The sequence below is a fragment of the Kitasatospora sp. NPDC058184 genome, assembly GCF_042883725.1.
Lineage (GTDB): Bacteria > Actinomycetota > Actinomycetes > Streptomycetales > Streptomycetaceae > Kitasatospora.
Genome location: NZ_JBHVVE010000002.1, coordinates 1 through 18,192, shown reverse-complemented (window position 1 = coordinate 18,192; position 18,192 = coordinate 1). Strand labels below are relative to the sequence as shown.

The window sequence follows — 18,192 nt, the reverse complement described above, 5'->3', positions numbered from 1 at the left end:
AGAGCAGCAGCATGCCCGCTGGGGCGGCGATCCACCACGGAACGGGGCGGAACCGCGGTCGGGAACGGTCGGGCACGCCGGGGCCCCGGGAACGCCGGAACCCCCGGGGAGGAGCGACCAGACTCTCCCCGGGGGTGGTGGGCGGTCAGCGTTCGGACGACGGCCGACAGCTGACGGATAACAGCTGACAGATGTTGAAAGCTGTCAGCTGTTATCTGTTACCCGTCAGCTGTTACCGGCCATCCGTCGGCCGTGCGCCGTGGACCGTGCGCCGTCCTCAGACCCGGCCGGCGAAGTCCGGGGCCCAGTTGGCGATGCTCTGCTCGCGGACGCCCGAGCTCGGGTTGGCGGCCTCGACGTACTTGCCGTTGCCGATGTAGATCGCGACGTGGTAGACGCCGGAGTCCTTGCCGTTGTTGGACCAGAACAGCAGGTCGCCCGCCTGGAGGCTGTCCAGCGAGACGTGGGTGCTGGCGGCGGCCTGGTCGGCGGCGACGCGCGGGACGGAGATGCCCGCGGCGCGCAGCGCGGCCTGGGTCAGGCCGGAGCAGTCCCAGCCGCCGTTGCCGGTGCCGCCGTAGACGTACGCCTGACCGACCTTCGACTGGGCGAAGGTGACCGCGGCGGCCATGCTGCCGGTCGCGGCCGGCGCCTGGGTCTGGGTCTGCGTCTGGGCCTGGGGCTGCGGAGCGGGCTTGGTGGCGGGCTTCGCGGCCGGCTTGGTGGACGGCTTGGCGGCCGGGGCCTCGGGCTGCGCGGTCGGCTGGGCGTTCACGGCACCGCCGTTCGCGGACTGGCCGGACTTCTGCGAGCGGTCGAACCAGGTGAAGTCCGAGCCGGACGTGCCGGCGGAGGACTGGCCGGCCCGGGCCTGGCCGTTGCCGCCGAAGGACAGCTGCTGGCCCGGGTAGATGGTGTCCGGACCCTCGGTCAGGGTGCCGCGGTTGAGGTCGTACAGCCGCTGCCAGCCGCCCTGCACCTTGTGCTGGTCGGCGATCGCGGACAGCCAGTCGCCCTCGACGACGGTGTAGTCGCCGCCCTGGGCCTGCTGCTGGCGCTTCTGCACCCAGTCGCTCCGGTTGCCGGAGGCGGCGGAGTCGGTGGAGGCCTGTGCGTCGCCCTGGGCGGGCGCGGCGGGCTTCGCGGCGGGGGTCTGCGGCTGCGCGGGCTTGGCGCTGGGCTTCGCGGCCGGAGCGGCCGGCTTGGCGCTCTGGGCGGGCGCGGCGGGCTTGGCGGCGGTCGAACCCGCCGAGGTGTCAACGGCGGCCGCGCCGCCGCCCTTGGTGAGCCCGGCCTGGACCGAGCAGACCGGCCAGGCGCCGGGGCCCTGCGAGGCGAGGACCTTCTCGGCGACGGCGATCTGCTGGTCCTTGGTGGCCAGGTCGGCACGGGCCGCGTAGGCCGTGCCGCCGAAGGCGGACCAGGTGCTGGAGGTGAACTGGAGGCCGCCGTAGAAGCCGTTGCCGGTGTTGATGCTCCAGTTGCCGCCGCTCTCGCACTGGGCGACCTTGTCCCAGGTGGCGACGGAGGCGGCCGAGGCGGTGCCGGTGGTGAGGCAGGGGACGGTGAGGCCGACGCCCGCGACGCCGAGGGCGGCGATCACGCGACGGGTACGGCCGGACAGACGGGTGCCGTTGGTGGGCAGCATGAAGACGTGGTCCTCTCCCACGCCTGCGAGGTGAGCTGTCGGATTCGGGCTGGAGTTGCCCGGCCGTGCGGTGAGCACGGCTTCACCCCTAGCCCTGGACCGTTCCGGAGAGCGGTCCGGGGCGACTTACCTGTGGGTCCCCCGCTCCTGCCGTGGTGCGTTTTCGCGCTTCCAGGACATCCGACGGCAGGACTCGGCGTTGCGGATGACCGGGTTCGTGTGGTCACGAACGGGGAGCACGTTAATCAGACTTAAGTTCAAACTGCAAACCACTGTGATGTGCATCACGGTTTAGTGGAAACTGCCAAAATTGCCACTCACCATGATCGTAAATGATCGTTTTCAGGCAATGCTGTTGTGGAAGCCGACAACTGGCTCCGCCTCAGGAGTGGCGTGACGGTGCGTCGAATCGCGGAGTGGCGCACTCCGGCGGGTGGGGGAGCGGTCGCGATCGGAGCATGTGAATCCACGCTCCCTATTTCCTTTCAAATAGCGCCAGAACGGACATTCCCCTTCATTGCCGGGTGACTCCCGTACGGGACGGACGGGGTGGGGGAAGTACGCGGAAGGGCCCGGAACGCGATCCGTTCCGGGCCCTTCGGTGCGCGCGAACCCGCGCGCGGTGTCCTTATCGTCCGCCAGGCCCCTCGGCGGCCGCGTGGGCGCCACGGGAGCCCTCCACGACCCCCTCGGCCTCGGCGGCGGCCGCCGCCTCCGCCTCGGCCCGCGCCAGGTCCTCCGGGGACGGCGTGGGCAGCGCGGCCAGGTAGGTGGAGGCGATCAGCTGGCCGACCGACGGGTAGGCGCCCAGCGGCGCGGCCGACGGGCAGCCGGTCTCCTCGGCGGCGGTGGCGAGCAGCTCGGAGTCCGCCTCCGGGCCGATCACCAGCGGGGCCAGCGCCGGGCGCTGCGAGCCGGTGTCCTTGAGGTGGTTGACGGCCGCGGCCACCGAGCCGGGCACGTCGAGCGCGGCGGCGACGACCGGCACGGCCAGCCGGGCGGCCAGCAGCACGCCGGTGATGCCGGCCGCGGCGGCCGCGTCCTCGCCGCCGACGGTGGTCAGCACCACGCCGTCCGCGGCGGTCGCGATGGCGAACAGTCGGGCGCGGTCGGCCCGGGCCAGCCCGGCCTCGGAGAGCCGGACGTGCACGGCCTCGGCCAGCAGCGGGTGCGGGCCCAGCGGGTCGGTGACGGGCGCGCCGTACTCGGCGGCGAGCGCGTGAAGCCCGGTCAGGAAGGTGTGCGGGCCGGGCACCAGCGGCACCAGGACGGGCATCGGCCGCCCGGCCTCGGCGGCCAGGGCCAGCAGCTCGGCCACGGTGCGGTCCTCGCCGCTCGCGCCCGCCGCACCGTCACCGGGGAGGTAGCCGACGGCGGTCTGGACGCCGTTCTGCTCGGTGCGGACGATCGAGAGCAGCTCCTCGACGACCGAGCGGGACTCGGGCCCGGCGGTCGCGGGCACGGCGAGCACCAGGGCCGGGGCGCCGGCCGGGATCTCGGGGCGCTCGGGACGACGGTGGCGCCCCCGCGCACGGGAGCCTGGAGTACGGACGGGCAGTGGCGCGCCCGGAATGGCTGCGGTGCTCATGCCGGAGATCGTAGGACATCGGCCCGTCCGGCTTGCAGTCGGCTGCCGTACGGGTTTCGCGTGCTCGCGGTACGGACCCGGTGCGTCTCCGGCGCCGGTCCGGGCGCTTTGCCTACAATCCGGACATTCTTCGCCCAACCCCCGCGTGGTGGCCGGTGCTTGTCCCGACGTGATCCGAGGGGGCGGGCGTTGCACCCGGGGCGCGTGAGATGTCTCACAGCATGAGCCCGGCTTGACGGAGGGTCACGGGTGGGCGACTCCCGGCATTCGAAGATCAACATTCAGCGGGGAGGTGCTCACGGCCGGTTATCGCGGGCTCGACGATTCATCGGCTATGTCCGTTTACGTACCGTCAGGGGAAGGGCCCGTGAAGAGTTCGCGGCTGCGGGTAAAAGGCCTCGTGCACCTGCAATGTCCCGTGCTGATGCACGTGCACTGCGGCTATCATCACGTCAAGTGAGGCGTTGTGCCGGACCGGTACGGGGCCGGTCCGTTCGTTTCGGCGGTGCCGGGGGCGCCGCGCTGGACGACAACTCCGGAGCTCTTCGGGAGATTTCTATGCACGACTCGCAGGACACGCACGGCTCGTACGACACCTACAACGGGATGGCCGCCGCCGATCTCCAGGGGGTGGTCTGGCAGAAGAGCCGGCACAGCAACTCCCAGGGCAACTGCGTCGAGTTCGCGGCCCTGCCGGGCGGCGATGTGGCGATGCGCAACTCGCGGTTCCCGGACGGCCCCGCCCTCATCTACACCCGGGCCGAGATCTCCGCCCTGCTGCTGGGGGCGAAGGACGGGGAGTTCGACCACCTGGCGGTCTGACCAGCCGCCGTGCTCCATCATCGGGGGGCCGTCGTGGGTGCCGACACCACGACGGCCTTTGTCTTTGTCTCCTCCGGATGTCTTCGCTCCGGAGGCCTCTCCCGGATCCGTCCGGCCGCCCGGCCCGCCCGGCCGCGCCGAGCCGCTCGCGGTTCCGTGGTGCCGGAGGCTCTCGACGGGGCCTGCTGGAAGTGCCCGGGGTGCGGTCCTCCCGGGGTGTCCGTCGACCGGCCGCGCGCCGTCCGTCCCGAAGGCAGGGCTCCTCCGGAGCGCAGGGCCTGTCCCGGGGTCAGGGCTCGTCCGGAACGCCGGGCCCGCTGGGAACGCCGGGCCCGCTCGGAGCACGGGGCCCGCTGGGAGTACAGGACCCGCTCGGAGCGCGGGGCCCGTCCTAGGCCGAGCGCCGATGCCGTCCGCCGACGTCGACGGGACCGTCGAGCGGTGAGCGGCCGCCGAGCCCGGGGTGTCCGTCCAGGGGGGAACCGCCGACCGACTCGGCCTCGAACATCGCCCAGACCACCTTGCCGCTGCCCAGCGGGTGCCAGCCCCAGGAGCGGCTGAACGACTCCACCAGGTGCAGCCCGCGGCCCGATTCGGCGACGAAGTCGGCCTCCCGGGCGACCGGGCCGGTGCTGCTCGGATCGCTCACCGCGCAGACCACCTGGGGTGCGCGGTGCACCAGGCTTATTCGGATCGGCAGCCGGCCGTCCGCGGTCGGCTTCATGGGAAAGTCGTATTCGCCCAGGGCGCCGCCCGACGGGTCGGGCCGTGCGCCGATCGCATGCCGGAGCGCGTTGGTCACGAGTTCCGAGGCCACCAGCGCGACGTCGTCGAACAGTTCCGTCAGGCCCCAGAGCTGGAGCGTGCTCCGAGCGAAGTCCCGCGCGGTTCTGACGGCTTCGAAGCGAGGAGCGAGCGTACAGGTGACCACATGGGGGTCAACCGCCAAAGCCGTACCGGTGCTCATGAAGAGCTCCTCCCATAAGGGGGCGGACACGGCTGGACCCGCCGGGGTCATGCCGGTCACCTCCGACTCGCTCGGCCGCTCGGCCGCCCCCTCGACCAGGCGCGCGCGCACTCGAACGCCCGATGACGCGGGGGACGCCGTCGGGTCGGTGCACGGAGTCGCGCGTGGGGTCGACGCGGAGCCCGCGGGATTGCCAGGGATGTGCAGGTGCACGTGCACCATGGTGGTGTGCGCTCACTGCAGATGCAAGAGTCGATTCACGTGCAGTCGCACTATTGGCATATGCAAGCGCCGAATGCACGTGCATCCTGGTGCGTGGAGTGCAGAACTGATAGGAACATCCGTCAGTATCGGCACCGTGAGCGCTCAACTGATGGCAGACTGTGCGCTGTTTGCCCTAGGTGGAGGTTTCGACCGCATGACCACAGTTCAGCCGGGCGGCGGCTCGATGGTCCGCCGGATCCTCCTCGGCTCGCAGCTGCGCCGCCTGCGTGAGGCGCGCGGCATCACCCGCGAGGACGCGGGCTACGCGATCCGGGCCTCCGAGTCCAAGATCAGCCGCATGGAACTCGGCCGCGTCAGCTTCAAGGAGCGCGACGTCGCCGACCTGCTCAGCCTGTACGGCGTGGATGACGGCATCGAGCGGGAAGCCCTGCTCGGCCTCGTCCGCGAGGCCAACAAGTCCGGCTGGTGGCACAGCTTCAACGACGTGCTGCCGGGCTGGTTCCAGACCTACGTCGGCCTGGAGGAGGCCGCCCAGCTCATCCGCACCTACGAGGTGCAGTTCATCCCCGGACTGCTGCAGTCCGAGGAGTACGCACGGGCGGTTTTCGGCCAGAGTCGGCCGGTCATCAGCGAGGAGGAGGTCGAACGGCGGGTCAGCCTCCGGCTGCGCCGTCAGAAGTTGCTGACCGAGGGGGCCAGCCCGCGCCTGTGGGCGGTCATCGACGAGGCCGCGCTGCGCCGGCCGGTCGGCGGGCCCCAGGTGATGCGCGGTCAGGTGCAGTACCTGATCGACGTCGCCGAGCAGGCCAACGTGGTGATCCAGGTCATGCCGTTCCGGTTCGGCGCGCACGCGGGCGAGTCCGGGGCGTTCACGATCCTGCGCTTCCCGGAGCAGGACCTCGCGGACGTGGTCTACCTGGAGCAGCTCACCAGCGCGCTCTACCTGGACAAGCGCGACGACGTCGACGCCTACATCCAGGTCATGGAGCGGCTCTGCGTGGACAGTCTCACGCCGGAGCGCACGATAGACCTGCTCGCCTCGATCCTGAAGGAACGCTGAGCCGCTGCCGTCCGGGGCCTGTGAGATCCCTCCCTCGCGAGGCCCCCGGCAGTCGGTCCGCCAGGCCGCCCACCCGCCGTCAGTCGCGGGCCGGCGGCCTCTCGCGTTCCGGCGGGGACGGCTGCGGTGGGCGGCCCAGCTCCCAGGCCAGGTCGTAGCGGCGGAAGAGGTCGGCCCGGATCGGCGCCAGCGGGATCTCGGCGCCCGGCAGCAGCACCCCGATGCAGCCGCCCATCAGCGCACTGCGCAGGACGGCGTGCTCGGCGACCGGGTCGGGCGCGCCCCAGTCGAGCAGCAGGCCCTGGAGCAGGGCCCCGAGCTGCTGCTGCTCCGGGTCCTGGACGAAGGCGCCGGTATCCGGGTCGAGGATCAGCGCCAGGTGCGAGCGCATCACCCGGGGGTGGTCCAGCGCCAGCCCGAGCACGGTGTCGATCGCCCGGGCCAGCCGCGCGTTCGGCGAGGAACCGGGTGCCAGTTCCGCCAAGGCGCAGGCCAGCGACTGGTGCATCATCCGGTGCGTCGCGGACTGCATCAGCAGCCGTTTGCCGTCGAAGTAGTACGAGAGCAGCCCGCGGGCGAGTCCGGCCCGCTCGGCGATGTCCGTCAGCGTGGTGCCCGCGTATCCGCGCTGGTCAACCAGCTCGACGGTGGCCCGCATGATGCGTCGGCGGGAGCGTTGCCGCATCTCCTCATTGACCGAATCCCCGCGAGGTGCCATCGTGTCTGCTCCGAACGTTCGTTGGCTGCGAGCCAATATACTTGCGGAGCCGACAGCCGCACCGAGGAACCGTGCCCCGAGGGGCGCTGCCCGGGCGGCCGCCACGAAGACGGCCGGCTCCACCAACACGGGGGTTTGGTGGAGCCGGCGCCACGGCCCGACGGCCCGGAGATCGGCCGCGGGCGGGGCCCGGGGTCAGCGCTCGGTCAGGACTTCGGCGCGGGCCGCGGTCGACCCGGCTGATGAGTAATCATAATCCGGCACCGGCGCGGGAGTTGAGGCGCGGCGCCGGTCCACCAGGGCGCCCGCCGCCGCGACCACCAGGCCGACCAGGGCGACCATCGTGACGAACAGCAGCGCCGGCCGGTAGCCGTCCAGCTGGGCCTGCGGGCTGTCGCCGCCCGCGCTGCCGGCCGTGATCATCGCGGTCGCTCCGGCCAGGACCACCGCGGTGCCGACCTGGATCGCGGTGTTCACCAGGCCCGAGGCCAGGCCCTGCTCCTCGTCGCCCACGCCGTCGGTGGCGGCGATGTTCACCGAGGGGAAGGCGAAGGCGAAGCCCACGCCGAGCAGCAGCATCGAGGGCAGCACCAGGCCGGGGTACGAGCTGTGCTCGTCCAGCCGCAGGAACAGCGCGAAGGCGGCGACCAGCGAGAGCAGTCCGATCGGCAGCAGCCGCCCGGTGCCGAAGCGGTCCACGATCGGGCCCATGAAGGGCGCCGAGAGCGCGATGAGGGCCGCGGCGGGGAGCAGGCCGAGGGCCATCTCCAGGGCCGACCAGCCGAGCAGGTGCTGGAGGTAGAGGGTGACCACGAACTGGAAACCGCCGTAGGCACCGGTCATCGCGAAGGCGACCACGTTGGCCCGGGCGACCGAACCGTTGCGGAAGATGCCGAGTCGGACCAGCGGGTGCGCGGCGCGGCTCTCCACCCACAGGAAGGCGGCGGCCAGCAGGGCGACGACGAGCATCGAGCCGAGCGTGCGCGCGCTCAGCCAGCCGGCGCCCTGGGCCTCGGTGACGGTGAAGACCAGCAGCAGAACGGTCGCGGTGCCGGTGATCGCGCCCAGTGCGTCGTAGCCGCCCTTGGCGCGCTCCTCGACCGGGCGGGGGAGCAGCCGGACGGCGAAGACCAGTGCGAGCAGCGCGACCGGGACGGGCATCAGGAAGGTCCAGCGCCAGCCGACCGAGGTGAGCAGGCCGCTGAGCACCAGGCCGAGCGAGAAGCCGCTGGCACCGCAGGTGGTGTAGATCGACAGGGCGCGGTTGCGGGCCGGGCCCTCCGCGAAGGTCGTGGTGATGATCGACAGGCCGGCCGGGGCGGTGAAGGCGGCGCTGACGCCCTTGAGGAAGCGGGCCGCGATCAGCAGGCCGCCGTCGTCGACCAGGCCGCCGACCAGTGAGGCGGCGGCGAAGACGCCCAGGGCGACCAGGAACACCCGGCGGCGGCCGAGCAGGTCGGCGGCGCGTCCGCCGAGCAGCAGCAGACCGCCGTAACCGAGCACGTAGCCGGAGACCACCCACTGCAGGGTGGAGGTGGACAGGTGCAGGTCGGAGCCGATGGACGGGAGGGCGACGCCCACCATGGAGACGTCCAGGGCGTCCAGGAACATGGCGGCGCAGAGCACGATCAGGGTGCCCCAGAGGCGGGGAGTCCAGTGCGGCCCGCTGGTTGACGGGGCATCGGGTGATGGGACGGTCGCGGTGGTCATGGGGAGGACAGTACATGCACATGCATTCAATGCAAGTGAATTAGATGTGAACGCAATAATTGTCGATGCACGTGCTAGGGTGGCGGCGTGGCTGAACTCGACTCCCCGGCGGAGACCGGTCTCGTCGCGCAGTGGCGCGAGCTGCTGGCCCGGCACGCCGCCGCGGCCTGCATGCTCGACCGCGAGCTGGGCGACCGGTACGGGCTGGGCATGAGCGAGTTCGAGGTGCTGGAGCGCCTCGTCGAGGAGTGCGGGGGCGGCGGCGGGCCCGCGGTGCGGGTGAGCGAGCTGGCCCACACCGTCCACCTGAGCCAGAGCGCGCTCTCCCGGCTGATCGCCCGCCTGGAGAAGGCCGGACTGGTCACCCGGGCGATGTGCGAGAGCGACCGGCGGGGCGTCGTGCTCACCCTCACCGAGGCCGGGCGGGAACGGTACGAGCAGGCCAGGCCGCTCCACCGCCAGGTGCTGGAGCTGACCCTCGGCGGCGGACTCGGGCCGGCCTGCGGATCGTCCACCGACTGACGGATCGGGTTTCCGGCTGACGGAACGTCAAGAACGCCGGGCTGACGCCGGGTTGGCCTCAGAGCAGCGAGTGCAGCCCCGGTGCGGCGGCCAGCAGGACGACCACGGCGGGCGCGGCGAGCGCCCCGACGGTGAGCCGCAGCCGGTGCGGGACGGAGAGTCGCGGACGGCCCGCGAGCAGCCGGTCGACCCGCTTCGGGGACTGCGCCAGGCCGGGCGGACAGGAGCCGAACACCCCGCGGTCCAGGTTGAGTTCGGCCAGCGCGAGGGCGGTGGTGTGCCGGCCGTGCCGACGGGCGGCCCGGTCGTCGGCGGCCAGCTCGACCAGCTCCGCCACCTGGTCCCGGAAGGCGCTGAACACGCCGACCCCGGGGAAGCCGGAGGCGAGCGCCTGGGCGAACTGCTGGAGCCAGTGGTGCCGGGCCCGGACGTGGCCGCGCTCATGGCTCAGCACGGCCGCCAGCTCCCGGTCGGTCAGCTGCCGGAGGGCGCCGGTGGTGACCACCAGCCGGGAGTCCGGTCCGGGCAGCGACCACGCCTCCGGGCGGACGTTCTCCAGGACCACCAGCCGCTCCCGGCGGCTCCGGTCGCTCTCGATGCCGTCCGGCAACTCGGGTGCGCGGGTGGCCAGTTGGGCGTGCCGACGATTGCGCAGTGCCTTGGCCGTGCGGACCTCGCGGGTGAGCGCCAGCACCGTCTGCACCCCGCCCGCGGCCAGTGCCGCGGCGCACAGCCGGCCCCAGCCCTCGGCCTCCTGGAGGCCGTACGCCGCCTCCACGCCGTGCGGCGCGCCGCGGAACAGCAGCGCGCGCAGCTCCGGCAGGGCGGCGGAGGCCGCCAGGAGGAGGCCCAGCGCGCAGCAGAGCAGGACGGCCACCACCAGGCACTGCCACACCAGCAGTGCCAGCACCGGTTCGCGCTCCGCCCAGCGGGCCCGGGCCAGCAGCCGGGGCGCGACGGTCGAGAGCAGCAGGCCGAGCAGCAGCAGGCCGATCAGGGCAGGCATCGATGGGCTCCCCGAGTACGCACGGAACGCGACAACGCGCTCCCCGCCAACCTATGCGCTGGCGACGTCCGGTGGAACGGCTTTCGTCCGGCCAGTGACCAACGCCACGCCCGGACGGGGCCCTTGGGGCGCTGGAGGTCGTGGCGTGCGGCCGTCACATGGTCAGGAGCATGGCGAACATGCCGATCCCCATGGTGAGTCGGCAGGCCTGCGGCAGACCGGCGGTGCCGACCGCGAGGGCGCCCGCCGGGGTGCGCAGCAGCCGGCTGCCGGTCCAGAGGGTGTACCCGCCGAAGTAGAGGAGGAGCACCCCGGTCAGCACCGGAAGGCCCAGGGCGGCGGCTTGGTGGTGCCCGTGGCCGGAGGCGCCGGCCATCGCGAGGGCCATGTACGTCATGGCGAGCGCGCCGACCGCGTGGTGCAGGCGGTGCGCCCGCCCGGCCGGGGCGTGGACGGCGGCGAGCAGGAAGGCGGCGGCGGGGAGGCCGAAGAGCCCGGCCCAGACGGCGGCCGGGACGGTGGCGCCGGTGACGGCCATCGCGGCCATGCCGAGCCCCATCAGGGCCTCGGCGGCGTCGGACTCGCGGGCGAGCGGCCGGTGTGCGCCGCCCGGGGCGCAGGGGGAGTGGCGCAGTCGGGTCAGGCAGGAGGTGCCCGCGCCGGCGGCGAGGAGGGCGAGGAGCCAGTTGACCAGGGCGGGTCCGTGCAACGGAGGCCTCCCGGGGCGGTGGGCGACGGGGCGGCGGGCGACGAACAGATGACAACGGACAGCGGTCAGCGAACAGATGATGAAATCTGTCGGCTGTCAGTTGTCACCCGTCGGCTGTCGCCCGTGCGCCGCCCCCGTGCGCGGCGACGGACATCCGGTCCACGATCACCGCACCCGGCCGGGCGTGGCCAGGGCGCGTACGGGGGCGCACAGTGGTGCCCGTCCTCGCGAAAGCCCTGGCCGCACGCCTGTCGCACGCCCACCGCACGCCTCGTGGCAAACCCCGGCCGCATAGTGCGGTACCCGCCGGCCGGGCGTGCCCGCTCAGCCCTGGAGCCGCCCCGAGGCGACCACCCGGCTGAGGAACTGCCGGGTGCGCTCCTCCCGCGGGTCGCCGAACACCTGCTCCGGCGGCCCCTGTTCGAGCACCACCCCGCCGTCCAGGAAGCAGACCCGGTCGGCGACCTCGCGGGCGAAGCCCATCTCGTGGGTGGAGAGGACCATCGTCATCCCCTGCTCCTTGAGGTCCCGCACCACCGACAGCACCTCGCCGACCAGCACCGGGTCGAGCGCCGCGGTGATCTCGTCCAGGAGCAGCAGCCGCGGCCCGGTGGCCAGCGCGCGCACGATGGCGACCCGCTGCTGCTGCCCGCCGGACAGCCGGTCCGGGTACTCCTTCGCCTTGGCCGCCAGCCCGAGCCGGTCGAGCAGTTCCAGCGCCCGCGCCTCCGCCTCGGCCCGGGCGACCCGGTGCACCCGGCGCGGCGCGAGCGTGATGTTCTCCAGCACCGTCAGATGCGGGAACAGGTTGTACGACTGGAACACCACGCCGATCCGGCGCCGTACGGCGTCCTCGTCCGCGCGCGGATCGGTGATCTCCTCACCGTCCAGGAAGATCGCCCCGTCGTCGATCCCCTCCAGCAGGTTGACGCAGCGCATCAGCGTGGACTTGCCGGAGCCGGACGCCCCGATCAGCGCCGTCACCGAGTGCTCGGCCACGGCGAGGTCCACGTCGCGCAGCACCACCTGGTCGCCGAAGGTCTTGCGCACCGACTCCAGCCGGAGCACCTCGCTCGACGTCACACCGCACCTCCCTGCAGCTGGCGGCGGTTCATCCGGGTGGTCAGCCAGTCGGCGAACCGGGTCAACGGAATGGTCAGCACGATGAACACCAGCCCCGCCACCAGGTACGGCGTGAAGTTGAAGGACCGGGCCGCGATGATCTTCGCCGCGTACACCGCGTCGATCGCCCCGCCGATCGAGACCAGCCCGGTGTCCTTCTGGAGGCTCACCAGGTTGTTGAGCAGCGGCGGCACCACCCGGCGGACGGCCTGCGGCAGCACCACGTACCGCATCGCCTGCGCGTTGGTCAGCCCCAGCGACCGGGCCGCGGCGCGCTGGCTCGGGTGCACCGACTCGATGCCGGAGCGGAACACCTCGGAGACGTACGCCGAGTACGTCAGCACCAGCGCGGCCCCGCCCAGCAGCAGCGGATCGGTGGTCACCCCGGTCAGCCGCAGCGCCGGCACCCCGGTGATCATCACCAGCAGGCAGATGATCATCGGCAGCCCGAGGAAGAAGTCCACGTACGCGGTGGCCAGCAGCCGCACCGGCAGGAAGACCGGCCCGCGCAGCGTCCGCAGCACCGCCAGCAGCAGCCCGAACACCAGGATCAGCGCCCCGCAGCCGAGCATCAGCTCCAGGTTCAGCCGCAGCCCCTTCAGCACCTCGGGCAGTGCCTGGCGGGCGTAGTCGAGGTTGAAGAAGGTCCGCCGGGTCACCTCCCAGCCGGGGGAGTTGACGACCAGCAGGTAGAGCACGACGGCCGTCGCCAGGGTCGACGCGGTGGCGATCAGCGCCGAGCGGCGGGCCCGGGAGCGCCGGTAGGCCTCGTGCGCCAGCCGCCGCTCGGACGGGCGGTAGCCGTCCTCCGCGGCTGGCGTCCCGGTCCGCGCCACCGGGGCCTTGGCGAGGTCCACCGAGCCCTCCCGACCCGACGATTCCCCGCCCGACGACTCCCCGCTCGGCCGGGGGCCCAGGTCAGCACTCACTTCAGCACCGGTGCCGAGACGGCGTCGGAGAGCCACTGCTTCTCCAGCTTCGCCAGCGTGCCGTCGGCGCGCAGCGCGTCCACCGCCTGCGAGACGCAGCCGGTCAGCTTGGAGCCCTTGTCCAGCACCAGGCCGAACTGCTCGGCCCGCGAGGACACCTCGAACTGGCCGACCACCTGGGCCTCCGGCACCTCGGCGCCGGTGATGTAGAAGGCGGTCGGCAGGTCCACCACCAGCGCTTCGATCTGGCCGTTCTTCAGCGCCGCCTTGGCCAGGTCGTTGGAGTCGAAGACGGCCGGCTGGGTGCTCGGCTTGATGGTGTCGGTGATGGTGTCCAGGCTCGTGGTGCCGACCTGCGCGCCGAGCTTGGCGCCCTTGAGGTCGGCGATGCTCCTGGCCCCCGCCGCCTTGGAGTTCTTCAGCGCGATGACGGTCTGGCGCACGTCGTAGTAACCGGAGGAGAAGTCCACCGCCTGCTTGCGCTCGTCGCTGACGGACACCTGGTTGATGTCGAAGTCGAAGTCCTTGGCACCCGGCGAGGTCGCCTTGTTGAACGGCGCCACCACCCAGCTGACCTTCTCCTTCGGGTAGCCGAGCTTCTCGGCGACCGCGTAGGCCACGGCGGACTCGAAGCCCTTGCCGTTCTCCGGCTTGTCCTCGGTGAACCAGGGGTCGTACGCGGGCTTGTCGGTGCCGACGGTCAGCGTCCCGGCGGTACGCGTGGCCAGCGCCCCCGGCGCGCAGCCCGCCGCCGACCCGGCCGCGCCCGAGGCGCCCGGGGCGGCGTCGGACTTCGAGTCCTGCGGCGCGCAGGCGGTCAGCACGGCCGCGGCGGCGACCAGCGCGGCGATGGGCAGTACGGCGGACGGCTTGCGGAGGGTCATGACGGGGCTCCAGGGAAAGGACCGGCGGGACGGAAGGAAGGTGAGGGGCACGGGAGGGCGCGACGGGCGGCCCGCATCCCGGCGGGTCACTTCCCCCCGGTGGCGGCGCCGGAACACACGCGGCATGGTCGGCGTACGGGCCCGCGTCCGCGGCGCCCCCCGAGCCGGACCGGCAGCAGCCGGGTCGGCGGCAGGCCGGTCAACAACAGCGGCGACAGCGGCAGCAGAGGCCGCGCGCGCGACAGCGACAGCGACGGCAGACGTGCCGACGGGAGGGCGCCCGGAACGGGCTGTCGTGGCGTACGGCCACCGTGATCACCGCCGGGAGCATGCGGGGAGGTTCGCATCAGAACGGCGCATCTGTCCAGAACATCCAGATCACTGTCCACATGCCGGACAACCCGCCTCTCGCCGAAGGTTTCCGCGCCGGAGCGGTGGTGCGCCGGAACTTTGCCCGTCCGGCCCCCCTTGAACGGGAGAACCTTTCGTACTTATGGTGTTCCCGTTGAAATAACTCCTGTCGAAGTGAGTCCACGATGCAGAATCTTTCGCCAAGGCTCGCTGTGGCGGCCGACGCCCCGGTCTCGACCCTCGCCGGCCACCCGGCCTGGCTGCGCCTGAAGGAGGCCGTCGAGACGCTGCGCCCGCTCCAGTCGAAGGACGGCTCGATCGACCTGGCCGCCGTCCAGCGGCACACGGTCGACCCGCTGGTCGCGACCGTCCGCGCCGCTGTCCAGGAGCTCGCTCCGAACTTCCCGCACGACGCCGCCTACCTGGCCGCCGTTGACGCGGACCTCGCCAAGTGGGCCGACACCGGCTACCGCGAGCCCGACTTCCTGGACTCGCTCCTCGCCTTCCAGCCCGCCGCCCAGCGCGAGGACGGGCTGGAGCACCTGGTCGTCTTCCCGATGTACACCCAGAACGGCAACCCGGACCGCAACCTGGAAGCCGTCCTGCTGAGCGTCGTGTGGCCCGACTGGCTGGCCGAGCTGGAGCGCACCCGCTTCGACAACCCGATGTTCGTGCCGATCACCTTCACGGACTTCACCGCCGGCTACGACACCAACTCCGCCGTGCTCTTCCCTGAGACGGTCTCCGTGCGCAAGGCGCCGGAACGATTCACCTGGGGCGGCATCTTCTGCGACCGCGAGGCCGCGCGCTTCCGCGCCGTCACCACCAGCGCCGTCCAGCAGCTCGGCCTGGAGATCCCGGTCGACGCCGAGGGCCTGCTCCAGGACCAGCAGCGCGCGCAGGAGACCTTCGTCCTGTGGGACCTGGTCCACGACCGCACCCACAGCCACGGCGACCTGCCGTTCGACCCCTTCATGATCAAGCAGCGCAGCCCGTTCTGGATGTACGGCCTGGAGGAGCTCCGCTGCGACCTCACCACCTTCAAGGAGGCGGTGCAGCTGGAGACCGAGGGCAACCCGCACGCCCGCGACGTCCAGTACGCGGTCCTCTTCGACCGCCTGTTCCGCTTCCCGGTCTCCGGCGACCGGGTGCGCAACTACGACGGCCTCGGCGGCCAGCTGCTCTTCGCCTACCTGCACAAGCACGACGCGCTGCGCTGGCGCGACAACCGCCTCAGCATCGACTGGGAGCGCGCCCAGCAGGTCACCAACGCGCTCTGCGCCGAGATCGAGACCCTCTACCGCGACGGCATCGACCGGCCGAAGCCGGCCCACTGGATCGCCGCGTACGAGCTGGTCTCCCGCTACCTCACCCCGCACCCGGCCTCCACCTGGGCGAAGGGCTCCGAGGCCCTGCCGCTCGACATCACCGACGGCAAGGCCCTCAACAAGGCCCTCTGCGACGCCGTGCTCCCGGACGAGTTCCCGCTGAGCATGTTCTACGAGGCCCTCAACAAGAAGCTGAGCGGCGTCATCGCCGCCACCGCCGGCATCACCGGCGCCGGGATCCAGGGAGCCGCCGCGTGACCACCTCCACCAACGCCCCGCTGGCCGGCAAGGTCATCGCCGTCGCCGGAGCCAGCGGCCCGGCCGGCCGCGCCGTGCTGCGCCGCCTCACCGCCGACGGTGCCACCGTGATCGGCGCCGACATCGACGCCCAGCGCCTGGAGTCCGCACTGGACGCCACCCGGGTGGCCGTCCGCGGGGCCAAGGTCAGCGGTCAGGTGATCGACCTGCTCGACCCCCAGGAGGTCCACGACTGGGCCGACCACCTGGAGTCCGAGCACGGCCACGTCGACGGCCTGTTCCACCTGGTCGGCGGCTGGCGCGGCGGCAAGACCTTCTTCGACACCCGGCTGGACGACTGGGACTTCCTGCACGACACCGTCGTGCGCACCCTCCAGCACACCTCGCTGGCCTTCCAGCCCGCGCTGGTCCGCAGCACCGCCGGCCGCTACGCGATGATCTCCGCCGCGGCCGCGCACAACCCCACCGCCGGCGGCGCCGCCTACGCGGCCGCCAAGGCCGCCACCGAGGCGTGGACCCTCGCCATGGCCGACTCCTTCAAGAAGGAGACCACCGCCCCCGACGGCGAGCCCACCGCGGCGGCTGCGATCCTGGTCATCAAGGCGCTGGTCAGTCCCGAAATGCGGGCCGAGAAGCCGGAGGCGAAGTTCGCCGGCTTCACCGACACCGCCGACCTCGCCGGACACCTGGCGGGCCTCTGGGACCGCCCCGCAGCAGAACTGAACGGACAGCACCTGTGGCTGACAGCCCGATGACCGACCTCACCCGTACGGACGCGGTACGGCGGCACGACCCCGCCGTCCGCGGCTTCGCCAGCGACAACTACGCCGGCGTGCACCCGGAGGTCCTCGCCGCGATAGCCCTCGCCAACGGCGGCCACCAGATCGCCTACGGCGAGGACGACTACACGGCCCACCTCCAGGACGTCTTCCGTCGCCACTTCGGCGACAAGGCCGAGGCCTACCCCGTCTTCAACGGCACCGGCGCCAACGTGGTCGCCCTCCAGGCCCTGCTCCCGCGCTGGGGCGCGGTGGTCTGCGCCGAGTCCGCCCACATCCACGTGGACGAGGGCGGCGCCCCGGAGAAGATGGGCGGCATCAAGCTGCTCACCGTCCCCACCCCGGACGGCAAGCTCACCCCCGAGCTGCTCGACCAGCAGGCCTGGGGCTTCGGCGACGAGCACCGCGCGCAGCCGCTCGTGGTCTCCATCACCCAGAGCACCGAGCTCGGCACCCTCTACACCGCCGACGAGATCCGCGCGATCACCGAGCACGCCCACCAGCTGGGCATGCTCGTCCACGTGGACGGCTCCCGCCTGGCCAACGCCGCCGCCTCGCTCGGCCAGCCGCTGCGCGCCTTCACCACCGACGTGGGCGTCGACGTGCTCTCCTTCGGCGGGACGAAGAACGGCCTGCTGTTTGGCGAGGTCGTGGTGGTGCTCAACCCGGAGCGGGTTCGCAACATCACGTACCTGCGCAAGACCTCGATGCAGCTCGCCTCGAAGATGCGCTTCGTCTCGGTCCAGTTCGAGGCCCTGCTCTCCGGCGACCTCTACCTGCGCAACGCCGGCCACGCCAACGCGATGGCCAGCCGCCTGGAGGCCGCAGTCCGGAAGATCGACGGCGTCGAGGTGGTCCGCCCGGCCCAGGCGAACGCGGTGTTCGCGATCCTCCCGCGCGAGGTGAGCGAGCGGCTCCAGAAGCGCTATCGCTTCTACTTCTGGAACGAGCACACCGGCGAGGTCCGCTGGATGTGCGCCTTCGACACCACGGAGGCCGACATCGACGCCTTCGCGGCGGCCATCGCCGAGGAGATGGGCCGCGCCTGACGGTGCTCGAACGACGGATCGTCCCGTCCCGCGACAGCGGGGCGGGACGATTTGCATGTGGCGGGCCGGTGCCCGTACAGTTCCGGAGTCGCCGCGGGAGACCGGGGCGGCAAAGCGGAAAGCGAATCCGATGAATGAAACTCCGGAAAACGGAGCGGAAAGCGTCTGATAAGCTGGAAACACGAAAGAACGAAGCCCGGAGGGTCCGCTGGAAGGCGGTCCGAAGGAAGCGTCCGTTCCTTGAGAACTCAACAGCGTGCCAAAAGTCAACGCCAGATATGTTGACATCCCCGGCCTCAGGGTTTCCTGGGGTTGGAGATTCCTTTTGAAACAAACACTAGCGAGGACGCAGTGCGCGGGGCCGCCCTATTCCGGTGGTTGCCGTGCCGCTCAACGCGGGTGTCGACCCGATTACGGGTAAACATTCACGGAGAGTTTGATCCTGGCTCAGGACGAACGCTGGCGGCGTGCTTAACACATGCAAGTCGAACGGTGAAGCCCTTCGGGGTGGATCAGT

At 71.8% G+C, this 18,192-nt stretch carries 16 protein-coding genes, 1 rRNA gene and 1 riboswitch; of the genes, 7 read left to right on the top strand and 10 right to left on the bottom strand.

Going from position 1 to position 18,192, the window contains the following annotated elements:
• Positions 1-277: 277 nt before the first annotated feature.
• On the bottom strand, positions 278-1,669 hold the full coding sequence (locus ACFVXH_RS03340; protein ID WP_387819914.1) for a transglycosylase family protein: 1,392 nt from the start codon (positions 1,667-1,669) through the stop codon (positions 278-280).
• A riboswitch (cyclic di-AMP (ydaO/yuaA leader) is annotated at positions 1,656-1,826 on the bottom strand. (Overlaps the previous gene by 14 nt.)
• Before the next feature lie 450 nt (positions 1,827-2,276).
• Entirely contained in the window at positions 2,277-3,236 is a 960-nt protein-coding gene (locus tag ACFVXH_RS03335) for a hypothetical protein (protein WP_234348297.1), read from the bottom strand.
• 558 nt (positions 3,237-3,794) lie between these two features.
• Here ACFVXH_RS03335 and ACFVXH_RS03330 point away from each other — a divergent pair.
• A complete protein-coding gene (locus tag ACFVXH_RS03330) occupies positions 3,795-4,058 on the top strand; it encodes a DUF397 domain-containing protein (RefSeq protein WP_074004386.1) in 264 nt (87 codons plus the stop codon).
• A 391-nt stretch (positions 4,059-4,449) separates the two neighbouring features.
• Here the strand turns inward: ACFVXH_RS03330 and ACFVXH_RS03325 are convergent, their stop codons facing one another.
• Positions 4,450-5,025 (bottom strand): ATP-binding protein, encoded by a 576-nt coding sequence (locus ACFVXH_RS03325; RefSeq protein ID WP_241853036.1) that lies wholly within the window; start codon positions 5,023-5,025, stop codon positions 4,450-4,452.
• 418 nt (positions 5,026-5,443) lie between these two features.
• Between ACFVXH_RS03325 and ACFVXH_RS03320 the strand changes: the two genes are divergently transcribed.
• On the top strand, positions 5,444-6,310 hold the full coding sequence (locus ACFVXH_RS03320) for a helix-turn-helix transcriptional regulator (protein ID WP_049650560.1): 867 nt from the start codon (positions 5,444-5,446) through the stop codon (positions 6,308-6,310).
• Positions 6,311-6,389: 79 nt separating this feature from the next.
• On the opposite strand, the gene ACFVXH_RS03315 is transcribed toward ACFVXH_RS03320, so the two are convergent.
• The gene (locus ACFVXH_RS03315; RefSeq protein ID WP_049650559.1) at positions 6,390-6,995 is read right to left on the bottom strand and encodes a TetR/AcrR family transcriptional regulator; all 606 of its coding nucleotides are present in this window, start codon (positions 6,993-6,995) and stop codon (positions 6,390-6,392) included.
• Positions 6,996-7,223: 228 nt separating this feature from the next.
• Positions 7,224-8,738, bottom strand: coding sequence for an MFS transporter (locus tag ACFVXH_RS03310; RefSeq protein WP_380778041.1), 1,515 nt, complete (start codon positions 8,736-8,738; stop codon positions 7,224-7,226).
• An 87-nt stretch (positions 8,739-8,825) separates the two neighbouring features.
• On the opposite strand from ACFVXH_RS03310, the gene ACFVXH_RS03305 reads away from it, so the two are divergent.
• Positions 8,826-9,260: a MarR family winged helix-turn-helix transcriptional regulator gene (locus ACFVXH_RS03305; protein WP_049650557.1), complete on the top strand. Its 435-nt coding sequence runs from the start codon at positions 8,826-8,828 to the stop codon at positions 9,258-9,260.
• 58 nt (positions 9,261-9,318) lie between these two features.
• Here ACFVXH_RS03305 and ACFVXH_RS03300 read toward each other — a convergent pair whose 3' ends face one another.
• The 5 genes from ACFVXH_RS03300 to ACFVXH_RS03280 form a co-directional block, all read right to left on the bottom strand.
• Positions 9,319-10,266 carry a M56 family metallopeptidase gene (locus ACFVXH_RS03300; RefSeq protein WP_387819910.1) on the bottom strand — a complete coding sequence of 316 codons (948 nt, stop codon included), beginning with the start codon at positions 10,264-10,266 and terminating at the stop codon, positions 9,319-9,321.
• Positions 10,267-10,420: 154 nt separating this feature from the next.
• A complete protein-coding gene (locus tag ACFVXH_RS03295; RefSeq protein WP_387819908.1) occupies positions 10,421-10,975 on the bottom strand; it encodes a DUF5134 domain-containing protein in 555 nt (184 codons plus the stop codon).
• A gap of 324 nt (positions 10,976-11,299) precedes the next feature.
• Complete coding sequence (locus ACFVXH_RS03290; protein ID WP_049650554.1) at positions 11,300-12,058, bottom strand: amino acid ABC transporter ATP-binding protein; 759 nt, start codon at positions 12,056-12,058, stop codon at positions 11,300-11,302.
• The gene (locus ACFVXH_RS03285; protein ID WP_049650553.1) at positions 12,055-12,954 is read right to left on the bottom strand and encodes an amino acid ABC transporter permease; all 900 of its coding nucleotides are present in this window, start codon (positions 12,952-12,954) and stop codon (positions 12,055-12,057) included. The genes ACFVXH_RS03290 and ACFVXH_RS03285 overlap by 4 nt, the downstream gene beginning before the upstream one ends.
• 68 nt (positions 12,955-13,022) lie before the next feature.
• Positions 13,023-13,910: an ABC transporter substrate-binding protein gene (locus ACFVXH_RS03280; protein ID WP_049650552.1), complete on the bottom strand. Its 888-nt coding sequence runs from the start codon at positions 13,908-13,910 to the stop codon at positions 13,023-13,025.
• 536 nt (positions 13,911-14,446) lie between these two features.
• Between ACFVXH_RS03280 and ACFVXH_RS03275 the strand changes: the two genes are divergently transcribed.
• From ACFVXH_RS03275 to ACFVXH_RS03260, 4 genes are all read left to right on the top strand, one after another.
• Positions 14,447-15,847: a DUF6421 family protein gene (locus ACFVXH_RS03275; protein WP_117492498.1), complete on the top strand. Its 1,401-nt coding sequence runs from the start codon at positions 14,447-14,449 to the stop codon at positions 15,845-15,847.
• Positions 15,844-16,602 (top strand): SDR family NAD(P)-dependent oxidoreductase, encoded by a 759-nt coding sequence (locus ACFVXH_RS03270; RefSeq protein WP_387819904.1) that lies wholly within the window; start codon positions 15,844-15,846, stop codon positions 16,600-16,602. The genes ACFVXH_RS03275 and ACFVXH_RS03270 overlap by 4 nt, the downstream gene beginning before the upstream one ends.
• Positions 16,599-17,675, top strand: coding sequence for a threonine aldolase family protein (locus ACFVXH_RS03265; protein ID WP_387820556.1), 1,077 nt, complete (start codon positions 16,599-16,601; stop codon positions 17,673-17,675). Before ACFVXH_RS03270 ends, ACFVXH_RS03265 begins: the two co-directional genes overlap by 4 nt.
• Positions 17,676-18,099: 424 nt before the next feature.
• Positions 18,100-18,192: ribosomal RNA gene (locus ACFVXH_RS03260) — 16S ribosomal RNA — on the top strand; the annotation flags it as partial.

Coding starts and splice junctions, on each gene's coding strand:
- ACFVXH_RS03265 (WP_387820556.1), top strand. CDS start 16,599: ATGACCGACCTCACCCGTACGGACGCGGTACGGCGGCACGACCCCGCC.
- ACFVXH_RS03300 (WP_387819910.1), bottom strand. CDS start 10,266: ATGCCTGCCCTGATCGGCCTGCTGCTGCTCGGCCTGCTGCTCTCGACC.
- ACFVXH_RS03320 (WP_049650560.1), top strand. CDS start 5,444: ATGACCACAGTTCAGCCGGGCGGCGGCTCGATGGTCCGCCGGATCCTC.
- ACFVXH_RS03330 (WP_074004386.1), top strand. CDS start 3,795: ATGCACGACTCGCAGGACACGCACGGCTCGTACGACACCTACAACGGG.
- ACFVXH_RS03315 (WP_049650559.1), bottom strand. CDS start 6,995: ATGCGGCAACGCTCCCGCCGACGCATCATGCGGGCCACCGTCGAGCTG.
- ACFVXH_RS03280 (WP_049650552.1), bottom strand. CDS start 13,910: ATGACCCTCCGCAAGCCGTCCGCCGTACTGCCCATCGCCGCGCTGGTC.
- ACFVXH_RS03325 (WP_241853036.1), bottom strand. CDS start 5,025: ATGAGCACCGGTACGGCTTTGGCGGTTGACCCCCATGTGGTCACCTGT.
- ACFVXH_RS03275 (WP_117492498.1), top strand. CDS start 14,447: ATGCAGAATCTTTCGCCAAGGCTCGCTGTGGCGGCCGACGCCCCGGTC.
- ACFVXH_RS03335 (WP_234348297.1), bottom strand. CDS start 3,236: ATGAGCACCGCAGCCATTCCGGGCGCGCCACTGCCCGTCCGTACTCCA.
- ACFVXH_RS03310 (WP_380778041.1), bottom strand. CDS start 8,738: ATGACCACCGCGACCGTCCCATCACCCGATGCCCCGTCAACCAGCGGG.